General features: G+C 63.7%; 16 protein-coding genes and 1 pseudogene. 15 read left to right on the top strand and 2 right to left on the bottom strand.

What is annotated here, in order from left to right:
- Positions 1-46 precede the first annotated feature (46 nt).
- From J4H91_RS03045 to J4H91_RS03005, 9 genes are all read left to right on the top strand, one after another.
- Entirely contained in the window at positions 47-1054 is a 1008-nt protein-coding gene (locus tag J4H91_RS03045) for a nucleotidyltransferase domain-containing protein (RefSeq protein ID WP_208044787.1), read from the top strand.
- On the top strand, positions 1054-2511 hold the full coding sequence (locus J4H91_RS03040; RefSeq protein WP_243752573.1) for a ThiF family adenylyltransferase: 1458 nt from the start codon (positions 1054-1056) through the stop codon (positions 2509-2511). Before J4H91_RS03045 ends, J4H91_RS03040 begins: the two co-directional genes overlap by 1 nt.
- Positions 2508-4298: an SAVED domain-containing protein gene (locus J4H91_RS03035; protein WP_208044785.1), complete on the top strand. Its 1791-nt coding sequence runs from the start codon at positions 2508-2510 to the stop codon at positions 4296-4298. Before J4H91_RS03040 ends, J4H91_RS03035 begins: the two co-directional genes overlap by 4 nt.
- Before the next feature lie 22 nt (positions 4299-4320).
- On the top strand, positions 4321-5199 hold the full coding sequence (locus J4H91_RS03030) for a hypothetical protein (protein WP_208044784.1): 879 nt from the start codon (positions 4321-4323) through the stop codon (positions 5197-5199).
- Positions 5200-5558: 359 nt separating this feature from the next.
- Positions 5559-8279 (top strand): DNA methyltransferase, encoded by a 2721-nt coding sequence (locus J4H91_RS03025; RefSeq protein WP_208044783.1) that lies wholly within the window; start codon positions 5559-5561, stop codon positions 8277-8279.
- The gene (locus J4H91_RS03020) at positions 8276-10255 is read left to right on the top strand and encodes a DEAD/DEAH box helicase (protein WP_208044782.1); all 1980 of its coding nucleotides are present in this window, start codon (positions 8276-8278) and stop codon (positions 10253-10255) included. The genes J4H91_RS03025 and J4H91_RS03020 overlap by 4 nt, the downstream gene beginning before the upstream one ends.
- Complete coding sequence (locus tag J4H91_RS03015; protein WP_208044781.1) at positions 10255-11439, top strand: GIY-YIG nuclease family protein; 1185 nt, start codon at positions 10255-10257, stop codon at positions 11437-11439. The genes J4H91_RS03020 and J4H91_RS03015 overlap by 1 nt, the downstream gene beginning before the upstream one ends.
- Positions 11432-11611, top strand: coding sequence for a hypothetical protein (locus J4H91_RS03010; RefSeq protein WP_208044780.1), 180 nt, complete (start codon positions 11432-11434; stop codon positions 11609-11611). The genes J4H91_RS03015 and J4H91_RS03010 overlap by 8 nt, the downstream gene beginning before the upstream one ends.
- 18 nt (positions 11612-11629) lie before the next feature.
- The gene (locus J4H91_RS03005) at positions 11630-12055 is read left to right on the top strand and encodes a hypothetical protein (protein ID WP_208044779.1); all 426 of its coding nucleotides are present in this window, start codon (positions 11630-11632) and stop codon (positions 12053-12055) included.
- A 14-nt stretch (positions 12056-12069) separates the two neighbouring features.
- Here the strand turns inward: J4H91_RS03005 and J4H91_RS03000 are convergent.
- A pseudogene (locus tag J4H91_RS03000) lies at positions 12070-13262 on the bottom strand (IS3 family transposase).
- Between the two features lie 56 nt (positions 13263-13318).
- Here J4H91_RS03000 and J4H91_RS02995 point away from each other — a divergent pair.
- The 4 genes from J4H91_RS02995 (at position 13319) to J4H91_RS02980 (ending at position 15017) form a co-directional block, all read left to right on the top strand.
- Positions 13319-13891 carry a hypothetical protein gene (locus tag J4H91_RS02995; protein ID WP_208044778.1) on the top strand — a complete coding sequence of 191 codons (573 nt, stop codon included), beginning with the start codon at positions 13319-13321 and terminating at the stop codon, positions 13889-13891.
- A 31-nt stretch (positions 13892-13922) separates the two neighbouring features.
- Positions 13923-14114 carry a helix-hairpin-helix domain-containing protein gene (locus J4H91_RS02990; protein WP_243752572.1) on the top strand — a complete coding sequence of 64 codons (192 nt, stop codon included), beginning with the start codon at positions 13923-13925 and terminating at the stop codon, positions 14112-14114.
- Positions 14115-14116: 2 nt separating this feature from the next.
- A complete protein-coding gene (locus J4H91_RS02985) occupies positions 14117-14587 on the top strand; it encodes a SixA phosphatase family protein (RefSeq protein ID WP_208044777.1) in 471 nt (156 codons plus the stop codon).
- A 70-nt stretch (positions 14588-14657) separates the two neighbouring features.
- Positions 14658-15017 (top strand): DUF4342 domain-containing protein, encoded by a 360-nt coding sequence (locus tag J4H91_RS02980; RefSeq protein ID WP_208044776.1) that lies wholly within the window; start codon positions 14658-14660, stop codon positions 15015-15017.
- Between the two features lie 43 nt (positions 15018-15060).
- Here the strand turns inward: J4H91_RS02980 and J4H91_RS02975 are convergent, their stop codons facing one another.
- Positions 15061-15687, bottom strand: coding sequence for an SIMPL domain-containing protein (locus tag J4H91_RS02975; protein WP_208044775.1), 627 nt, complete (start codon positions 15685-15687; stop codon positions 15061-15063).
- Between the two features lie 198 nt (positions 15688-15885).
- Here J4H91_RS02975 and J4H91_RS02970 point away from each other — a divergent pair, with 198 nt between their 5' ends.
- Positions 15886-16869, top strand: a complete 984-nt coding sequence (locus tag J4H91_RS02970; protein WP_208044774.1) for a DUF4031 domain-containing protein — start codon at positions 15886-15888, stop codon at positions 16867-16869.
- Positions 16866-17399: a GNAT family N-acetyltransferase gene (locus J4H91_RS02965; protein WP_208044773.1), complete on the top strand. Its 534-nt coding sequence runs from the start codon at positions 16866-16868 to the stop codon at positions 17397-17399. Before J4H91_RS02970 ends, J4H91_RS02965 begins: the two co-directional genes overlap by 4 nt.
- Positions 17400-17435: the final 36 nt, after the last annotated feature.

Raw genomic sequence — 17435 nt, 5'->3', positions numbered from 1 at the left:
GCTCGTACACTCGTAGGAATCAATCGAACGTAGAGCGGAGCACCCGATGACCCATCTGAAGCAGCAGTTCAAAGATGCCCTGAGCTCTATCGAGCCCGGCGACGACAAGGCCAACGCGCCGGAGGCGCATCGCCTGGTTCGCGAAGTTCTCGAGGCCGATCCGAAGCTCACTGGCTACGGGGTGAATCCGGTGCTGATCGGTTCCTACAAGAGAAGCGTTTCGATCAAGCGTGTGAAGGACGTCGATGTGTTCGTGCGACTTCCCGAGCTGCCGAACGATGTCACGTCGAAGGAGATCCTCGACCGGTTCTTCTCGGTTCTGGATGCCGAGTTCGGCAGAGACGCCGACGGGCATCTCCGGACCAAACGCCAGGATCGGAGCCTGCAGGTTTCCTTCCCCGAGTACGACCTCTATGTCGACGCTGTTCCCGCACGCCCGTACTGGGACGGCGAGTCCTGGGAGATACCGCAGAAGGGGAACGACAACGAATGGGTGCGCACCAACCCGGAGTCACTCACTTCGCTCTCATCTGAGATGAATGCAGCGCACGATGGTTTCTACGTCCCCACCGTGAAGCTTCTGCGGCAGACTCGGCGCTCGCTCCTCGGCACCAAGAAGCCCGGCGGCTTCTTCATCGAGGTCGCAACATACCAGGCCTTCGCTTCCGGCCAGGTGACGGGCAACGACCACGCCGAGTACTACGTCTCGGCGCTCGGCGAAGTGTCCAAGATCGTACGTGCCTTCGTCGATTATGGCATCGAGGTGGATGACCCGACGCTCCCCGGTCACACGATCAGCATTCGCGCGACCGACGACGAACTGGAATTGGCTCAGCGCCGTTTCGCTGATGCTGCAGACGACGCTCAGGCGGCGCTCGCAGAGGAGCACGAGGGCAAGGCAGCGCTCGCTTTCCAGAAGCTGCTCGGCAAGAACGGGGACGACGAGACGGTGTTTCCGATGCCCCCCGGTTTCAATGAAGACGGTTCGAAGCGCGCGTTCGCGATCTCCGCGGGCGAGCGGTTGGTTCCGGCTGGCACGAGGACGTTCGGTTGATGACCGCCGAGCACGAAGAATACGTCGCATACTCGCGTCAGCATTTTGAAGAAGGACTGATCCGCGCCGGTTTCACAGAGAACGAACGCGGGTGGCGAGGCGAGATCGCGCATTCAGGCGAGGCGACGGACGTGGAGATCTTGCTTCCCGTGCGCTTTCCGTTCCGTCCACCGCGCGTCAACCCAGTCGATCCCGACGCCGTCCCCTGGTCATGGCACAGAGAGCTCGACGGGTCCCTATGCCTGGTCGCAGAGGACGATCATGACGACTTGTGGTGGACCGAAGCGGCGGCATTCTTGGAGCACATCGCCGCCTGGCTCGAGGACTCCGACGCCGGGTGGCCAGCGGACCGACCCGACCTAGATCTCGAACGGTACTTCCATCCGTCCGAGGATGAGCGCCTGTATCTCTACGATGATCTCGCCCACCGTCGAAACAGTTTCGTGCGATTCCGACCGAGCAGCAATAGCACGATGCGGATCGGGAGCGGTACGCGCCCGGCGAAGTCTTCCAAGCACAGAAAGGACCGATTCGGCTATATCGCCGATCTCGGCGAAATCGACACTCCGCCGAGGACTTGGGCGGACGTGGCAGCCCGGATCGATCCGAGTGTGGACCTGGACCGGCGTATCCGAAACAAGCTCATCACGATCGTGGTGTTGATCTATCGACGAGGCGACCACGACGCCGCGATCACCCTCGAGGTGCGGCCGACGAAAGACGGAGACATCGATGTTCGACGCCTGCGTGCTGCAGCTGACACCACCGCAGCTAGGACTGCCCGCGCGGGCCTGATCGCGCCCCGGCTTGGGCAGGCGCGGGTCGCCATCGTCGGCGTCGGCGCGATCGGCTCTTTCGTGGCAGATATGCTCGTGCGCTCAGGAGTCCGCTATCTCACGCTGGTTGACGATGACATCGTCATGCCCGGCAACCTCATCCGTCACCTCGTCGGTTCCGAAATGGTGGGTCTGCCGAAAGCCGCCGCCGTGCGGCGGCATCTCATCTCGCGGCACGAGATCCCGCCTGGCAGCGTCGAGGGACTCGTGGAGGCTGTGACTTCGGGTGATGCCGCCATGGAACTCCTGACGAATCACGAACTAGTCGTGGACGCCAGCGCCGACTTCGCGACCACGGCACTGCTTCACGTCATGGCGAAGTCCGTCCAGAAGCGGATCGTCTCTGTGTCGATCCAGGATGACGGTACGGCCTTTCGCATCGACTTGCTCCCGCCGCTCGACGAGGCTGACGCGCTGCCTCGCTCAAGCGGCGGGGGCGACGCGCCCCCGCTCTTCGAAGCAGGGTGCGGCAGCCCGGTCTCGCCGACGCCCCCTCACGTCGCGATCGAGGCTGCGGCAACGGCCGTGCGCCACGCGATCGGGCTTCTCACTGACCGCCCACTCCACCCCTCCGGCGAAGTGCGAGACGTGCTCATCGCTGCAGCAAGGACTTCCCAATGACGCGCTCCACCCTGAGCATCGACGTCCGTCCAGGCGCTTACGAGACGATCGCGGCGGAGTCAGCGAAGCATCTCCCGCTCGAGATCGGGGGCATCCTTCTCGGATACCACGAGGACAACGACGTCGTCGTTACTCACGCCCTCGTCGTCGACAGCGCTGCCGCGACGAAGGACCGCTACGTTCGCGATGATGTGCTGGCGAACGCCCGTCTCGCGGCGTTCCTTACCGATCGAGCAGCAGATGACCCCATCGGCTACGTCGGGGAATGGCACAGCCATCCCGCGCCTTCCGGCCCCAGCTCGATCGACCGCGATGCCATGCGAGCTGCCGCCAGCGCAAGCGACAGCCCCGTCGCTCTGCTCGTCTTCACGCCGGGCGGCGTTGGCAGATTCTTCGGGCTTGTCGCCCGCCGTAGACGACTTGCGCGCGCCACCATAAAGGAAGCGACCGTGACTCTTCCCACGCGATTCGACCCACTGGGCCCACTCCCCGACGGCGCAGTGCGGGGCGACGGCCCCGTCTTCATCTCCTACCGACAGTCAGACGGGACACAGCAGGCGGAGGCGCTGGAAAATCTTCTCCGGGCGGCCGGGCTCGTCGTGTGGCGAGACCGTGTCGATCTTCGCCCTGGCACGACAACCGACCGACTCGAGCAGGCACTCACCCAGGGGCTATCGGCGGGCGTGCTTATCGTCACACCTGAGGTCGCTGCCAGCGAGATCGTCCGTGAACGCGAACTCCCACGGCTCCTTGAGCTTGATCGTGATCCCGCGTTCAGTCTGTGCATCGCTAACAAGGTCGCCCGGCTTCGAAGCCCAAGAAAGTGTGACTACGACGCCCCAGACCGGCTGTTGCGACTCGCGCCGGCGAGGACACTCGCGGACAAAAAGCAAGCCAACATGCTCGTGCCCGAGGGTGAGATCGAGATCGTTCGCGATCTCCTCATGCACCGCATCGAGCAACGAAGGCCACAGATTCATGCGGAGAGCAGGGACTTCACGATCCGGATTCAGAGCCGCCCCGACCCGTTTGCTATCGACGCCGACGACGACGACCTGCACCTTCGGATCAAAGCCGCGACCGAGGGACGGCTCCCCTCCTCCGAGGGGCTCCACCTGTTGCGCCGCACACTCCCGCTGACCGGTGATGCCGTGTTTGCTGCTGGAGCGAAGCGGGTGCAGATCTCTGGAGGCGCTCATCTGTCCATCGGGCTCGCGCTGGGTGCTGCTTTCCCGGAAACCAAGATCGGCAATCTCGCTGTTCTCGATGTGCGGGGCGACTCGTGGGAGTCCACCCCCTCAACCGACGACCCAATAACCACAAACTTCACGTCAGCGAAGCCCTCAACAGGCGCTGCACCGTCGACCGAAACGGACAGGGTCGCCGTTTTTATCACGCTGACGCCGGCCCCGGATCGTGAGGCCTTCGAACGCCTCGTGGCCGACTCCCCCGAAGGCTTCGCCGCAGTCGAGATTCTCTCAGCGACCGGTTCCGATCGAATCGATTCTCGCGAAGCAGGGCGTCTCAGTCAGGCGCTGGCCGGTCACATCAAGCGCCTCTCCGCCGATTACGGGAGAGCAGAGGTGCACCTTGCATTCCATGGCCCCTTCCCCGTGGCCGTACTCATCGGACACTATCTGAACACCCTCCGCACGGTCGTCTACGAGTGGGACGGTGACATGACCAACGGGCCCCGCTTCGAAGCAGCTCTCGTCCTCGAACCAGGAGCGACCGCCGGCCCCATGATGGACGTGCTCCTGCCGCGTTCGACCGACCGTCCGGCCTGACTGAAGATGGAGAACTGTTCCCGTGAGAAACGATGATGAGGGCTTCGACCCCGAGTCGCTGAACTGGACGAATCCCGACGCTCAGGAGATCGAGGACCTGGAGAAGCGGATTAGCCAGCACCCGGGGAATCGCCTCGCCAATCGCCTGGATCAGCTCAAACGCGTCTTCGAAGCATGGGCAGGCTTTTCCGTCTCTTTCGCCGACCTGTTGAACAAGTGCGAGAACGACGAAGAGTTCATGGCCGAGCTGATGCGGAACACCGGCGACCGCACGAAGCAGCAATGGATCATTCGGTCTCTCGACCAGGTCACCATCGCCTATACGGCTGGCCTCGGAGCGGTCATCGACCAGAGCCGAGCCGTCGTCCGAGCTCAGAGCAAGACGATCCAAGACGACTACGCGAAACGCGCCGCCGTCATCATGAAAGACCACCCCGGCGGCCCATTCCTCGCGAAGCTGCGCAACTACGTGCTCCACAATGTCGCGGCTCCGTGGCGCTTCAGCGGAACCATTGGCGAGGCATCGGCTGCGCGGGTAGCGCTCGACTCTGATTCGCTCCTTGAGGACAAGAAGGCGTGGTCCAGCGACGCGAAGAACTTCATCAAGGCGAGCGGAGAGAGCGTTCACCTGTCGCCGCTCATCGCGCCGTATTTGGACGCGATGGTCGAACACATCCGATGGATCTTCCCAACCGTCGCCCAAGCCAACACAAAGATCATCCAAGACTGCGACAAACTCATCGCCCGGCAGAATCTGCTCCTGACGGGCGGCGTGACCGACGGACACGACTGGGAGGAGCGGGTCGCCCACATGGCCGAGAACGTGAGGCGCGCCGATCGCGGCGAACCGCAAACTGACTACCGGACCGGACTGCCGATCGCGGAAGAGAACTCGGCTTAAGCTGTGACCCGCGTTCGCTCGCTGGTGCGCATCGCCGCGTCGCTAGGCGTCGAGGCCGGAGCGCTTTTCGAAGGCATCGAGCCATCTATGTTCGAGCAGGACACCTGAGGGCGGAGAACGAACACGGTGCGAGGGTCGCGTTCGTTTGCACTGAGCACGGCGTACGGAGTCTGGCCGACCGGTACCGAGCCCTCGCGCCGACCGGCGTACTCGGCCCCCCCAACGAGGCTTCCCGCAGATTCGGGTGTCGTACCCCGCCGATAGGATGATCACGACGTGACGCGCTGCCTCATTGAGGAGTCAAAGGCGCGCTATGACTTGCTGTTTCGGAGCAGCACGTGTGAAAGTAGGACATCCATATGGCGGGACTCAGCTTGAAAGCCATCGAGGAGCGCGTCGCGCCTCTGGCTGGCAGAGAGATGTATAACCGAGAGTTCATCTTCGATCTGCTGCTCGCCTACGGGAAGCCTCAGGGCAATGTCACAAGGCTCCGCAACGGCTCGCTGAACGTCGCTGTCGATCCCTCGACCGAGGTCGCGCAGAAGAACGTCGTCTACTTCAAGGAAGCGAACGGCGACCCGCTGGAGGCCCTCGAGGAACTCAAGACGACTCCGGCAGTCGTCCGATTCAGCACGCGCTTCGTTATCGCCACCGACTACGTCGACCTCATCGCGCACGACACGAACACGAATGAGACGATCGGCTTCCCCATCCGGGAGATCGACCAGCACTTCACCTTCTTCCTCCCCTGGGCGGGTATGGAGAAAGCGCAGTACGTCGCGGAGTCGCACGCCGACGTCAAGGCGGCCGAGCGGATGGGCAAGCTCTTCGACGAGCTGCTGAATGCGAACCCGGGCATCTTCGACGACGTGCAGGGGCGTCACTCGCTGAACATCTTCTTCACCCGGCTTCTGTTCTGCTTCTTCGCCGAGGACACTGGAATCTTCGAGGACAACCAGTTCACGAACGCGGTCGGGTCTCAGACCCAGCCCGATGGGTCGGACCTCGCAGAGTTCCTGACGGAGCTGTTCAAGGCACTGGACACTGCCGATCCAGCTGACAAGCCGACTCACCTCGCGGGCTTCCCGTACGTGAACGGCCGACTGTTCACGGTCACCGACGAGCAGGTCGTGCCGCGCTTCACGAAGCAGGCGCGCGACGAGCTCATCGCCTCGGGGAAGCTCATCTGGCGAGACATCAACCCCGACATCTTCGGCTCGATGTTTCAGGCGATCGTCACGCCCGGCAAGCGCAGCGACCTCGGCCAGCACTACACGTCGGTGCCGAACATCCTGAAGACGATCGAGCCGCTGTTCCTCGACGAGCTGAAGGAGGAGCTCAACCAGTCGCAGGGCAGCGAGCGCCGGCTGGTCCGGCTGCTGGACCGTATCGCGACCATAAAGGTGTTCGACCCCGCCTGTGGGTCGGGAAACTTCCTCGTCATCGCGTACAAGGAGTTGCGGAAGCTCGAGCACGCGATTCTCGAGCGTCTCGCCGAGCTGAGCCCGTCGCATCAGGTCCTGTGGGCCGACTCGAAGATCAGCATCGAGAACTTCTACGGAATCGAGATCGACGACTTCGCGGTGGAGGTCGCGATCCTGTCGCTGTGGATCGCCAAACACCAGATGAACAGGGAGTTCCGCGAGAAGTTCAAGGTCGATATCCCGCTGATCCCGCTGAAGGCGACAGGACAGATCAAGGCCGGCAATGCGACACGAGTGGACTGGAACGAGGTCTGTCCGAACGACGGCGAGACGGAGATCTACCTGATCGGGAACCCTCCGTACAAGGGGGCTAGTGAGCAGACAGCAGAGATGAAGGCCGACTTCCTGCCGGTCTTCGGCTCCAGTGCTTATCCGAAGAACCTCGATTACATAGCGCTGTGGTTTATCAAGGGCGCTCGATACATATCGTCTACGCAGGCGGAGCTTGCCTTCGTGACGACGAACTCGGTGGCGCAAGGGCAGCATGTTGAGCTGATGTTCCCAGGCATCTTTGCGCTTGGCCTCGAGATCGGCTATGCGTACACCTCGTTCAAGTGGGAGAACAATGCGAAGTACAACGCTGGCGTCACGGTAGCGGTTATCTCGCTGAGGAACAGGTCGGCGCAGCCGAAGTACATCTTCACGGATGGACTGCAGATCGAAGCAACGAATATCAACGGATATCTCGCCGACGGGACCGACGTCATCGCAACTCGCCGCACTAAGCCCCTGAATACACAGCTGCCACCAATGCTCTTCGGTTCAAAACCCGCGGACGGCGGCAATCTGATCCTTTCATCGAGCGATCGAGAATCCCTGATCACCGCGTCGCCAGTGAGCACGGTGTACATCAAGAGGTACACGGGCGCTGATGATTTCATCAACGGGCGAGATCGGTACTGCCTCTGGATCGAACCAAGGGACGCAGACGAGGTAAGGTCGATCCCCACGATCGCCGATCGGGTGAAACGCACTGCCGCTACACGATCCGAGAGCAAGAAACTCGCTACGCAGCAACTCGCTAATGTTGCGTTTCAATTTGCAGAAGTTCGTTACAAGCCCACCGATGCGATCATCGTGCCCAGGGTGTCCTCGGAACGTCGGTCTTACATACCTATCGGGTATCTGGAGCCGGGATGGGTTATCAATGATCAGGCGTTCGCTGTCTACGACGCAGAGCCGTGGCTATTCGCACTGTTGACGTCACGCATGCACATGGCGTGGACCCGAGCAGTAGGCGGCCAATTGGAGACTCGGCTCCGCTACTCGAACACGATTGTCTACAACAACTTCCCGGTGCCTCCGCTGTCGGAGACGACCAAGGAGAAGCTCACGATCGCGGCACTCCGGGTGCTGGACGTGCGCGAATACCACTGTGAGCAGACACTGGCGGAGCTCTACGACCCAGACAAGATGCCGCGGGACCTGCGGGACGCGCACGCGGAGATCGACGCTCTGGTCGACTCGATCTACTCGAAGAAGCCATATGAGTCCGACGAGCAGCGACTGTCGGACCTGTTCGAGCTGTACGAGCGCATGACAGCTGAGGAGGCTGCGTCGGCCCCGGCGAAGAAGACCCGGAGGACTGCGAAGTGAACGCGATCAACAAGCCCGTCAACATCGTCAACGTCACCTATGCGCAGACGAAGGCCTCGGTGAATACCGACGTCCTGGGCATGCGCGAGATGCAGCAGCGCGTGTTCGAGCAACGCGACGCCCAGCACCTGCTGGTGAAGGCTCCGCCGGCGTCGGGCAAGTCCCGCGCGCTGATGTTCGTGGCGCTGGACAAGCTCTACAACCAGGGCCGCAGGAAGGTCATTGTCGCGGTGCCGGAGCGGTCCATCGGCGCGTCGTTCGCCTCGACTGCGCTGACGAAGCACGGTTTCTGGGCGGACTGGGAGATCAAGGACGAGCACAACCTGTGCGACGCGGGCTCGTCTGCGGGCAAGGTCGACGCGTTCATCGAGTTCCTCGAGGGGCCTGACGCGGTGCTGGTGTGCACGCACGCCACGTTGCGCTTCGCGTTCGAGAAGCTGGCTCCGGAGTCGTTCAACGGCACTGTGCTGGCGATCGACGAGTTCCACCACGTCTCGGCCGACACCGAGACCTCGCGGCTGGGCGCTCTGCTGCGCGACGTAATGAGTGGGTCTGACGTGCACATTGTCGCCATGACCGGCTCGTACTTCCGCGGAGACTCGGTGCCGGTACTGTCGCCCGAGGACGAGGCAAAGTTCACCCCGGTCACGTTCAACTACTACGACCAGCTCAACGGCTACGAGCACCTGCGGTCCCTGGGTATCGGGCATCACTTCTACCAGGGCCGGTACACGGATGCGATCCATGAGGTGCTCGACCTCGACAAGAAGACGATCGTGCATATTCCGAGCGTGAACTCGGGCGAGTCCACGAAGGACAAGCTCGAGGAAGTCGGCCGGATCATCGACGCGATCGGTCACGTGGAATCGACCGATCCCGACACGGGGATCATCGGCGTGCGCCGCTCGGACACCGGCGAGATTGTGCGGGTCGCGGATCTCGTCGACGACACCGACCAGAAGAAGCGCGGCGACACGCTGCACTACCTGTCCCACACCGCCACGAAAGAACGTGACGCGGTCGACATCATCATCGCGCTGGGCATGGCGAAGGAGGGCTTTGACTGGCCCTTCGCAGAGCACGCTCTAACGGTCGGCTACCGGGCTTCCCTCACCGAGGTGATCCAGATCATCGGGCGCGTGACCCGCGACAGCTCTGGCAAGTCGCACGCGCAGTTTACGAACCTCATCGCCGAGCCCGACGCCTCGCAAGGAGAGGTCAAAGTGTCGGTGAACAACATGCTGAAGGCGATCACGGCGTCGCTCCTCATGGAGCAGGTGCTCGCACCGAACTTCAACTTCAAGACCAAGAAGTTCGACGACGAGCCGGCGAAGAAGGGCGAACTCAAGATCAAGGGCTTCAAGGAGCCCTCCAGCGACCGTGTGAAGCAGATCGTCGCGACCGACCTGAACGACCTCAAGGCGACGATCCTGCAGGACGACGCCTTCGCCCGTGCCGCCGCGGGCTCGGTCGACGCCGAGACGACGAACAAGGTGCTGATCCCGAAGATCATCCGCGAGAAGTACCCGGATCTGACAGAGGAACAGGTCGAGGAGGTGCGCCAGCAAGTAGTCGTGGACTCGGTCATCAAGAACGGCGAGGTGCGCGAGGTCGGCGACAAGCGCTTCATCAAGATGGCCGAGAAGTTCGTGAGCATCGACGAGCTGAACATCAACCTCATCGACTCGGTGAATCCGTTCCAGCGGGCGTTCGAGGTGCTGTCGAAGTCGGTCACCCCCTCTGTGCTCCGACTGATCCAGGACACGATCACCTCGACGAGGATTGAGTTCTCCGAGGAGGAGGCTCTGTCACTGTTCCCGAAGATCAAGACGTGGAAGCAGGTGCACGGAAGGAACCCGGACATCCGGTCCGAGGACCCCACCGAGAAGCGCCTGGCCGCGGCCCTGCTGTTCCTGCAGAAGCTCGCGGCGCAGCGTAAAGCAGAGAAGGCCGCGACGGAGACGGGAGAACGGTGATGACGCCCATCGACTTCACGTCGAACGAGAATCTGGTCATCACGCTCGACGACATTCTCGACGACGAACTCCTGAACGCGGCCGAGAAGCCAAAGAAACTCACCTCGTCAGACCGGCTGGAACGCGCCTTCCTCGAGATCGTTGAGTTCAGACGGACCGAAGGACGACCACCCAGCTCGCAGACGCGCGAGATCGCCGAGCGCAAGCTCGGAGCTCGCCTCGACGGGTTCCTGTCCAACGAGGCGAAAGCCGAGGCCGTGAAGCACCTCGACGAGTTCGGGCTGCTCGAGATATCCGAAGCGCCGACATCCATTGACGACCTGCTGGAAGGCGACGACCTCAACGAGCTGCTCAGTGATGAGTCTGGGATTCTCGACGTGTCGGATCTTCCCGTTCGGCGCTCGGCAGATGCACCGGATTCAGTGGCGCGACGAACACGGGCGAAGGACTTCGACAGCTTCGAGTATCTCTTCGCCGAAACGCATGCTGGATTGCGCGACGGTTCAATGCGTCTTGCACCGTTTCAGGGGGTTCAGACGATCGAGGAGGGCCGTTTCTTCGTCTTGAACGGGATGCTGTTGTTCGTTGCCGAGGTCGGCGAATCCAAGACCATGGTTGTGGGCGGCAAGGCTGAACAAAAGCAGCGGCTCCGCGTGATCTTCGAGAATGGTACCGAGTCATCGCTCTATCGACAGTCGCTCTCCATCAGACTCCATGAGCAGAGCGGCGAAGCAGTTGTTCGTGCCAAGACTGACCTGAATGAGATTTTCGACGGCGATACGGAAACAGGCCACATCTACGTGCTGCAGTCGTTGAGCACCGACCCGCTGATCGCGAATATCAAAGACTTGCACAAGATTGGCTTCTCGACCACCAGCGTCGAGCAGCGGGTGAAGAGCGCCTCTATGTCGCCAACGTACCTGATGGCTCCGGTCAAGATCGTCGCTGACTACCGTGTGTACAACGTCAGGGCCTCAGCGCTAGAGAACCTGCTACACCGGGTGTTCGCCGACGTGCGCCTCGACCTCACCCAGGTTGATCGGAAGGGCCGCGATTACGACCCTTCGGAGTGGTTCGTCGTTCCTCGCGATGTGATCAACCAGGCGGTCTCGATGATTATGTCCGGCGAGATCGTCGACTATGTGTACGACAAGACGCAAGGGCGATTGGTTGAGCGTGGCTGAGAGGTCGACATCATGGACCGCTGATCCCGCCGGCATCTACTTCAGCGACCGCTTCAATGTTGACCCGCAGGTGTTAGAGGAGTGGGGCGCATTCGACATCTCCGTGGTCACCGACCTTCCGGTCTTTATCGATCCGTTCCTGCTCTTCAACAGCGACAAGGAAGAATACTAGGCGCTGCACGAGCAGATCGTGGATTACTTCCGATTCCTGCGGGATCACGCCCACGAGCCCCTGTCCCCCGGCCGCATCAAGAGCTGGTACACCTTCAGCGAGGTGCGGCAGAACTGGCTTGGGTTCACAGTCGACGGCAACGCCGGGCACGGCCTCGGGAGGAACTTCGCCGTCTCCCTGCACGGAGCGCTCGGCAGCCTCCTCCGAAACATCGGCGATGAGCAGATCACGAGCTCCAGCCACGTGGAGAAGCTTGCGCTCGTCAGCAATGGCGTCGGTAGGGACACGATCTCCGATCTCACGACCAACCTGATCAAGCACTTCCTATTGCGTTACACGAGCGATTTCGCGGTGAAGCACGTCTCCGAAGGCGACCGGCGGAAGGTGCCGGTCGCGCGGGCCAAGTTCAACTACAACATGCAGACGGGTCTGCTGCACGAATAGGTGACAGTTCCTAGTCACGCCGCCAGTGCGACGGTCGTGTTCATGATGGTCTCGAACTCGATGGGCGTCAAGCGCCCCAGACGGGCCTGGCGACGTCGGCGGTGGTAGGTTCGCTCGATCCAGGTGACGATCGCTATGCGCAGTTGCTCGCGGGTGGTCCAGGACCGGCGGTCGAGGACGTTCTTCTGCAGAAGCGCGAAGAAACTCTCCATAGCCGCGTTGTCCCCGCTCGAGCCCACTCTTCCCATGCTCCCAACCATGCGGTGACGGTTCAGCGCGCGCAGGAACTTCCTGCTTCGGAATTGAGATCCCCTGTCGCTATGGACGATGCAACCGGCGACATCGCCGCGCATCAAGGCGGCGTTCTCGAGCGCCTGCACGGCCAAGCGAGACTTCATCCTGGAATCGATCGAGTACCCCACGATCCGACCGGAGAACACGTCTTTGATCGCGCAGCAGTAGAGCTTGCCTTCGACGGTTTTGTGCTCCGTGATGTCCACGAGCCACAGCTTGTTCGGTGCGTCGGCCGCGAACACATGCCGGGTCCTGCCGTCCCCGTCAATTACGGCGCACAGATCGTCGTGAACCGGCGGTCCAGGACGGCGTCCCTTGCCGCGCTTGGGCTTGCCGAACGCACTGAACCAGCCGTTCGCGGAGGCGATACGCCACGCGGTCCGGTCCGACATCGCCTCACCGGCGTCACGCGCTTCGTCGGCGAGGAGCCGGTGCCCGAACTCGGGGTCGTCACGGTGAGCGTCGAACAGCGCGTTCGCACGATACGCCTCCACCACCTCGCTATCGGTGATGGGGTTCGTTAACCATCAGTAGTAAGGCTGGCGGGAGAGCTTGAGTACCCGACACGTCACCGTCACAGGGATTCCTGCATCAGCGAGCTCCGTCACGAGCGGGTAGAGCCTTTTCCCGGCAGGTTCGCCTGCGACAGATACGCCGCCGCCCGACGCAGAACCTCGTTCTCCTGCTCCAGAAGACGGTTCCGCTTGCGCAGCTCACGGATCTCGGCCGCCTCAGTCCGCGATTGGCCAGGCTTGGCGCCGTCGTCGATGTCGGCGCGACGCATCCACTTCTGCAACGTCATCGGGTGAACGCCGAAGTCTTTCGCGATCTGCTCGATCGTCACTCCAGGCTCGCGGTTCCTCGCGACGCGCACAACATCGTCACGGAACTCACTCGGGTATGGCTTTGGCACAACAACATCCTTCCAGACCCACCCCTCGGGCAAGCCAGATCAGATGTCACCTAAACGTGCAGCAGACCCATCAGGACGGCTGGCGCTTGCTCAACAAGGGGGACAGCAAAGGACTGTCGAGCGAGCAGGATGTCCAGTTGTTCTTCGGCCTCCTGCTTCAGAAGTCCAGGTTCGATGTCAATCGCGAGCCCAACAACGGCCGTGGTCCGGTCGATTTCAAGATCTCGGAGGGACTCGACAAGAGCCTGATCGAGTTCAAGCTGGCCAAGAGTAGCTCACTGAAGCGCAACATGGAGAACCAGGTCGAGGTCTACAAGAAGGCGAACGGCACTAACTCCGCTGTCTTCGTCGTCATCGCCTACACAGCGAGTGAGATCCAAAAGACTAAAGAGACGGTTCTGGACCTCGGGCTGAACAAGCCGGACAGCATGGAAGTCGTAATTATCGATGCTTCGCCAAAACCTCGGCTTCGAAGGTCTGGCAAGGCCGTCGAACCGAGTCCGACGCGGTCGAATCCACCTGGGCTACGCCCCCCCCACTCCGGCCTCGGACGCATGTGGTACATCGCCGACGCCCTCCTCTACCGCTTCGCCGACCCGCTGCCGCCGCATCTTGGTGGCAGGCAGTAACGAGGAATCACCCGGCGGCTATCCTCGTCACATGGAGGATCGCGGACCCGTGTTCGACGGGGTGAAGATCGGTCGCCCGGCGACGGGGGCGCTCATCGACGCGGGCTATGCCGCTGTCGAGGAGTTGCCCAGAGATCTGACAGAGCTGCTGGCCCTGCACGGCGTCGGCCCCAGCGCTGTCAAGCGACTCGAGGAAGCACGCGAGCAACGGAGCGGAGACTGACGATGATCGAACTCATACTGGTGCGGCACGCGAAGTCCGATTGGGGCGATGCCGGCCTCCGCGATCACGAGCGCACCCTGAACGAGCGCGGACTACGCGACGCTCCAGCGATGGCGGAGCGGCTGGTCGCCGCGGGCGCCGAGGTCGAGCGCATCCTCTCGAGCACCGCGGTGCGGGCGCGCACGACCGCGGCCGAGTTCGGCGCCGCGCTCGACGTCGAAGTCGACCTCGACCCCGAGCTGTACCTCGCGCCGGCGGAAACGCTGTTCGAGAAGGCCGGGGAGAGCGGCGCCGCCTCGATGATGGTGGTGGCGCACAACCTGGGGATCAGCGACCTGGCGGCGCAGCTGTCGAACGGCGGCATCGAGCACATGCCGACGTGTGCTGTCGCGCGATTCGCGTGGGATGCGGAGTCATGGGAGGAGATCGCAGGGCGCGCCGCGGATCGCTGGGAGTTGAATACGCCACGGTAGATCGACGGTCAGGTCACCTCAGGTTTCCTTCTATAGGCTGCGGCCACACCGCATCGAGAGGGGACCGCTCATGGCTGAGAACGCGGGCAACGAAGGCAAAGCAGACAACACCGACAACAACTGGTACGAGGAGTTCAAGGTCACGGGCGACGAGCTCATGGCCAAGGTGCGCGAGATCATCGAGGAGGGGAACGCGCGCCGCCTCTACATCAAGCGCGAGAACGGCGAGACGATCTTCGAGATCCCGCTGACCGCGGGCGTCGCCATCACAGCGGCGAGCGCCCTGCTCGCACCGATCCTCGTCGCCGTGGGCGCGGTCGCGGCGCTCGCGACGAGCCTCACGATCGGGGTGGAACGCTCCGAGAAGGGCGAGAGCGATGGCGATCCCGAGGAGACGGAACGACCGCCTTCCTCCGAGACAGGTTCATAGATCACGGTCTATCGATCACTGGGAGCCTTCTGAGCCCCGCGACCTACACCGCTTCGTACACCCCGGTCACCGTTGCGCTCACGGTGATCTCGGCGACGGTCACCTCGGGCGCGCCGGAGCCGGCCGCCGACCGTGCGAACGCGGCCACCGGCGCCCCGCCTCCCGCAGGCGTATCGGAGATGCTCACGACGCGCTCGACGCGCTGACCGAGCGCCTCGGCGTAGTCGTCCGCGACCTCGCGGGCGGCCTCGACCGCGGCCTTGCGAATGCGCCGCTCGTAGACGCGACGGGTGTTCTCGGTGAGGGACCAGTCGACATTGGTCGTCACCCCGGCCTCGGAGAGCTCGGTGACGAGCGCGCTGACGAGCGACAGGTTCGACAGCTTGACGCGCACGCGACTCGAGGTGCGGTGCTCGAAGACGACCTGCTTCAACTTGCCCTCGGCGTAGCTCTTGTAGCTGTACGTGCTGATGGCGTCGGCGGAGTGCCAGGTCGCGTCGCAGCTCCCCCGCAGCTGCTCGGCCCGCTGCACGAGCCAGTTGTGCAGCCGGGTCGCCGCGTCGATGCTCCCCGAACGGTCGCGCGACGTCACGGAGACGAGCGCGGTGATCGTGGCGCGTTCAGCGAGCACGTGCGTCTCGCTCGTACCGGTGGCGTGGATCGTCGTCATGGACACACGCTAGCAGGGGGCCTCAGTGCGTGGAGGGATCGCGGGGGCGGCGGAGTGCGGCGCGTTTCGACTCGCTGCGCTCGCTCAACGGGCGGCTGGGGACTCTGCGCTCGCTCAACGAGCGGCTTGGGACGCTGCGCCCGCTCGACGGACGGGTTGCCCCGCTCAACGGGCGGGACGGCGCAGTACGCTGAGTGGATGGCGATCCTCATCGACCCGCCCGCGTGGCCGGCCCACGGCACCCTCTGGAGCCACCTCGTCTCCGACACCGCCACCGACGAGCTGCACGCCTTCGCGAAACGCCTGAGGATCCCTCGCCGCAGTTTCGACCTCGACCACTACGACGTGCCGGCCTCGCTCCACGATCAGGCCGTCGCGATCGGCGCTCGCCCGGTCACCGCAAAAGACGTGGTGCACGCGCTGCGCGACTCGGGCCTCCGCGTGCGCCAGGCCGAGCGCCCGATCGTCACTCCCCTGCGCCGACGCCAATACCTGACCACCGAGTGGCAGAGCCTCGGCGAGCTGCTCGGCGCGACGAGCGTGACGCGCACCACGAGCGCTACGGCCTCCGACGCCTGGCTCAGCCTCGGCGAGAACACCCTCGCCCGCTGGAGCGAACCCCACCGCAGCTATCACGACGAGCGCCACCTCGAAGACGTGCTGCTCGCCCTCGACCACCTCGCGACCCGCGGCGAGCGCGTCTCCCCGGAGTCGCTGCTCGCGGCCTGGTTCCACGACGCCGTCTACCTCGGCCGGAGCACCGACGAGACCGCCTCGGCGCAGCTGGCGGTCGCCTCCCTCGAGGTGTTCCCACTCGACCCCTCGCTGGTGAGCCGGGTGGGCGAGTTCATCGTCGCCACGGCGCCTGATAAGGAGGCGAGGGATCCCTCCCCCGCACTCGCCCACCTGCTCGACGCGGACCTCTCCATCTTCGCCGCGCCCCGGCACCGCTACGAGGAGTACGCCGGGGCCGTGCGCGCCGAGTACGCCCACGTCGCGGACCCCGAATTCGCGGAGGGTCGATCCCTCATTCTCTCCCGCTACCTCGAGCGGCCCGCCATCTACCGCACGGCCACGGCGCGGCAGCTGTGGGAGGAACGCGCGAGACGGAACGTGGCCGACGAGATCGCGCGGCTGCGAGCGAATGACCACCGACCGGCACGACGGAGGGGCGGAGCATGACCGAGGTGAGCATCACGAGGGCCAAGACCGGCGACGTCTCGGCGACCGAACTGGCGGCGTTCGCGGCGCGCACCTTCCCCGATGCGTGCCCGCCGTCGCTCCCCGCAGGCGAGATCGAGGCCTTCATCGGCGCCAATCTCTCGCCCGCCGAGTTCGAGCGGCACCTCGCCGCGGCCGAGAGCGCGGTGTTCGTGGCCGAGGCCGCGGGCGCGGTCGCGGGCTACGCGCTCAGCGTCCACGGCGTGCACGACGCGGGCCCCACGGAGTGGGCGGGCGAGCGCACTGCCTACCTGTCGAAACTCTACGTCGACCGCGAGCTGCGCGGCGCAGGTGTGGCCGGCCGGCTCCTCGCCGCCGCGGTCGAAGCGGCCCGCACCGAGGGCTGCGCCGCGATCTGGCTCGGCGTCAACTCCGAGAACGCGCGAGCGCGCGCCTTCTATGCCCGTTCGGGAATGCGAGTGGCCGGGCAGCGGCGCTTCGCCGTCGGCAGCGTCGAGTGCGTCGACGACCTGCTCGCAATCCCTCTCTGAGCGCAGCACCGCCGCTCCCCCCTGGCCGGGTGCCAC

This window comes from Leucobacter ruminantium (assembly GCF_017565705.1).
Classification (GTDB): Bacteria; Actinomycetota; Actinomycetes; order Actinomycetales; family Microbacteriaceae; genus Leucobacter; species Leucobacter ruminantium.
This window is presented reverse-complemented; position numbering and strand designations above follow the sequence as displayed.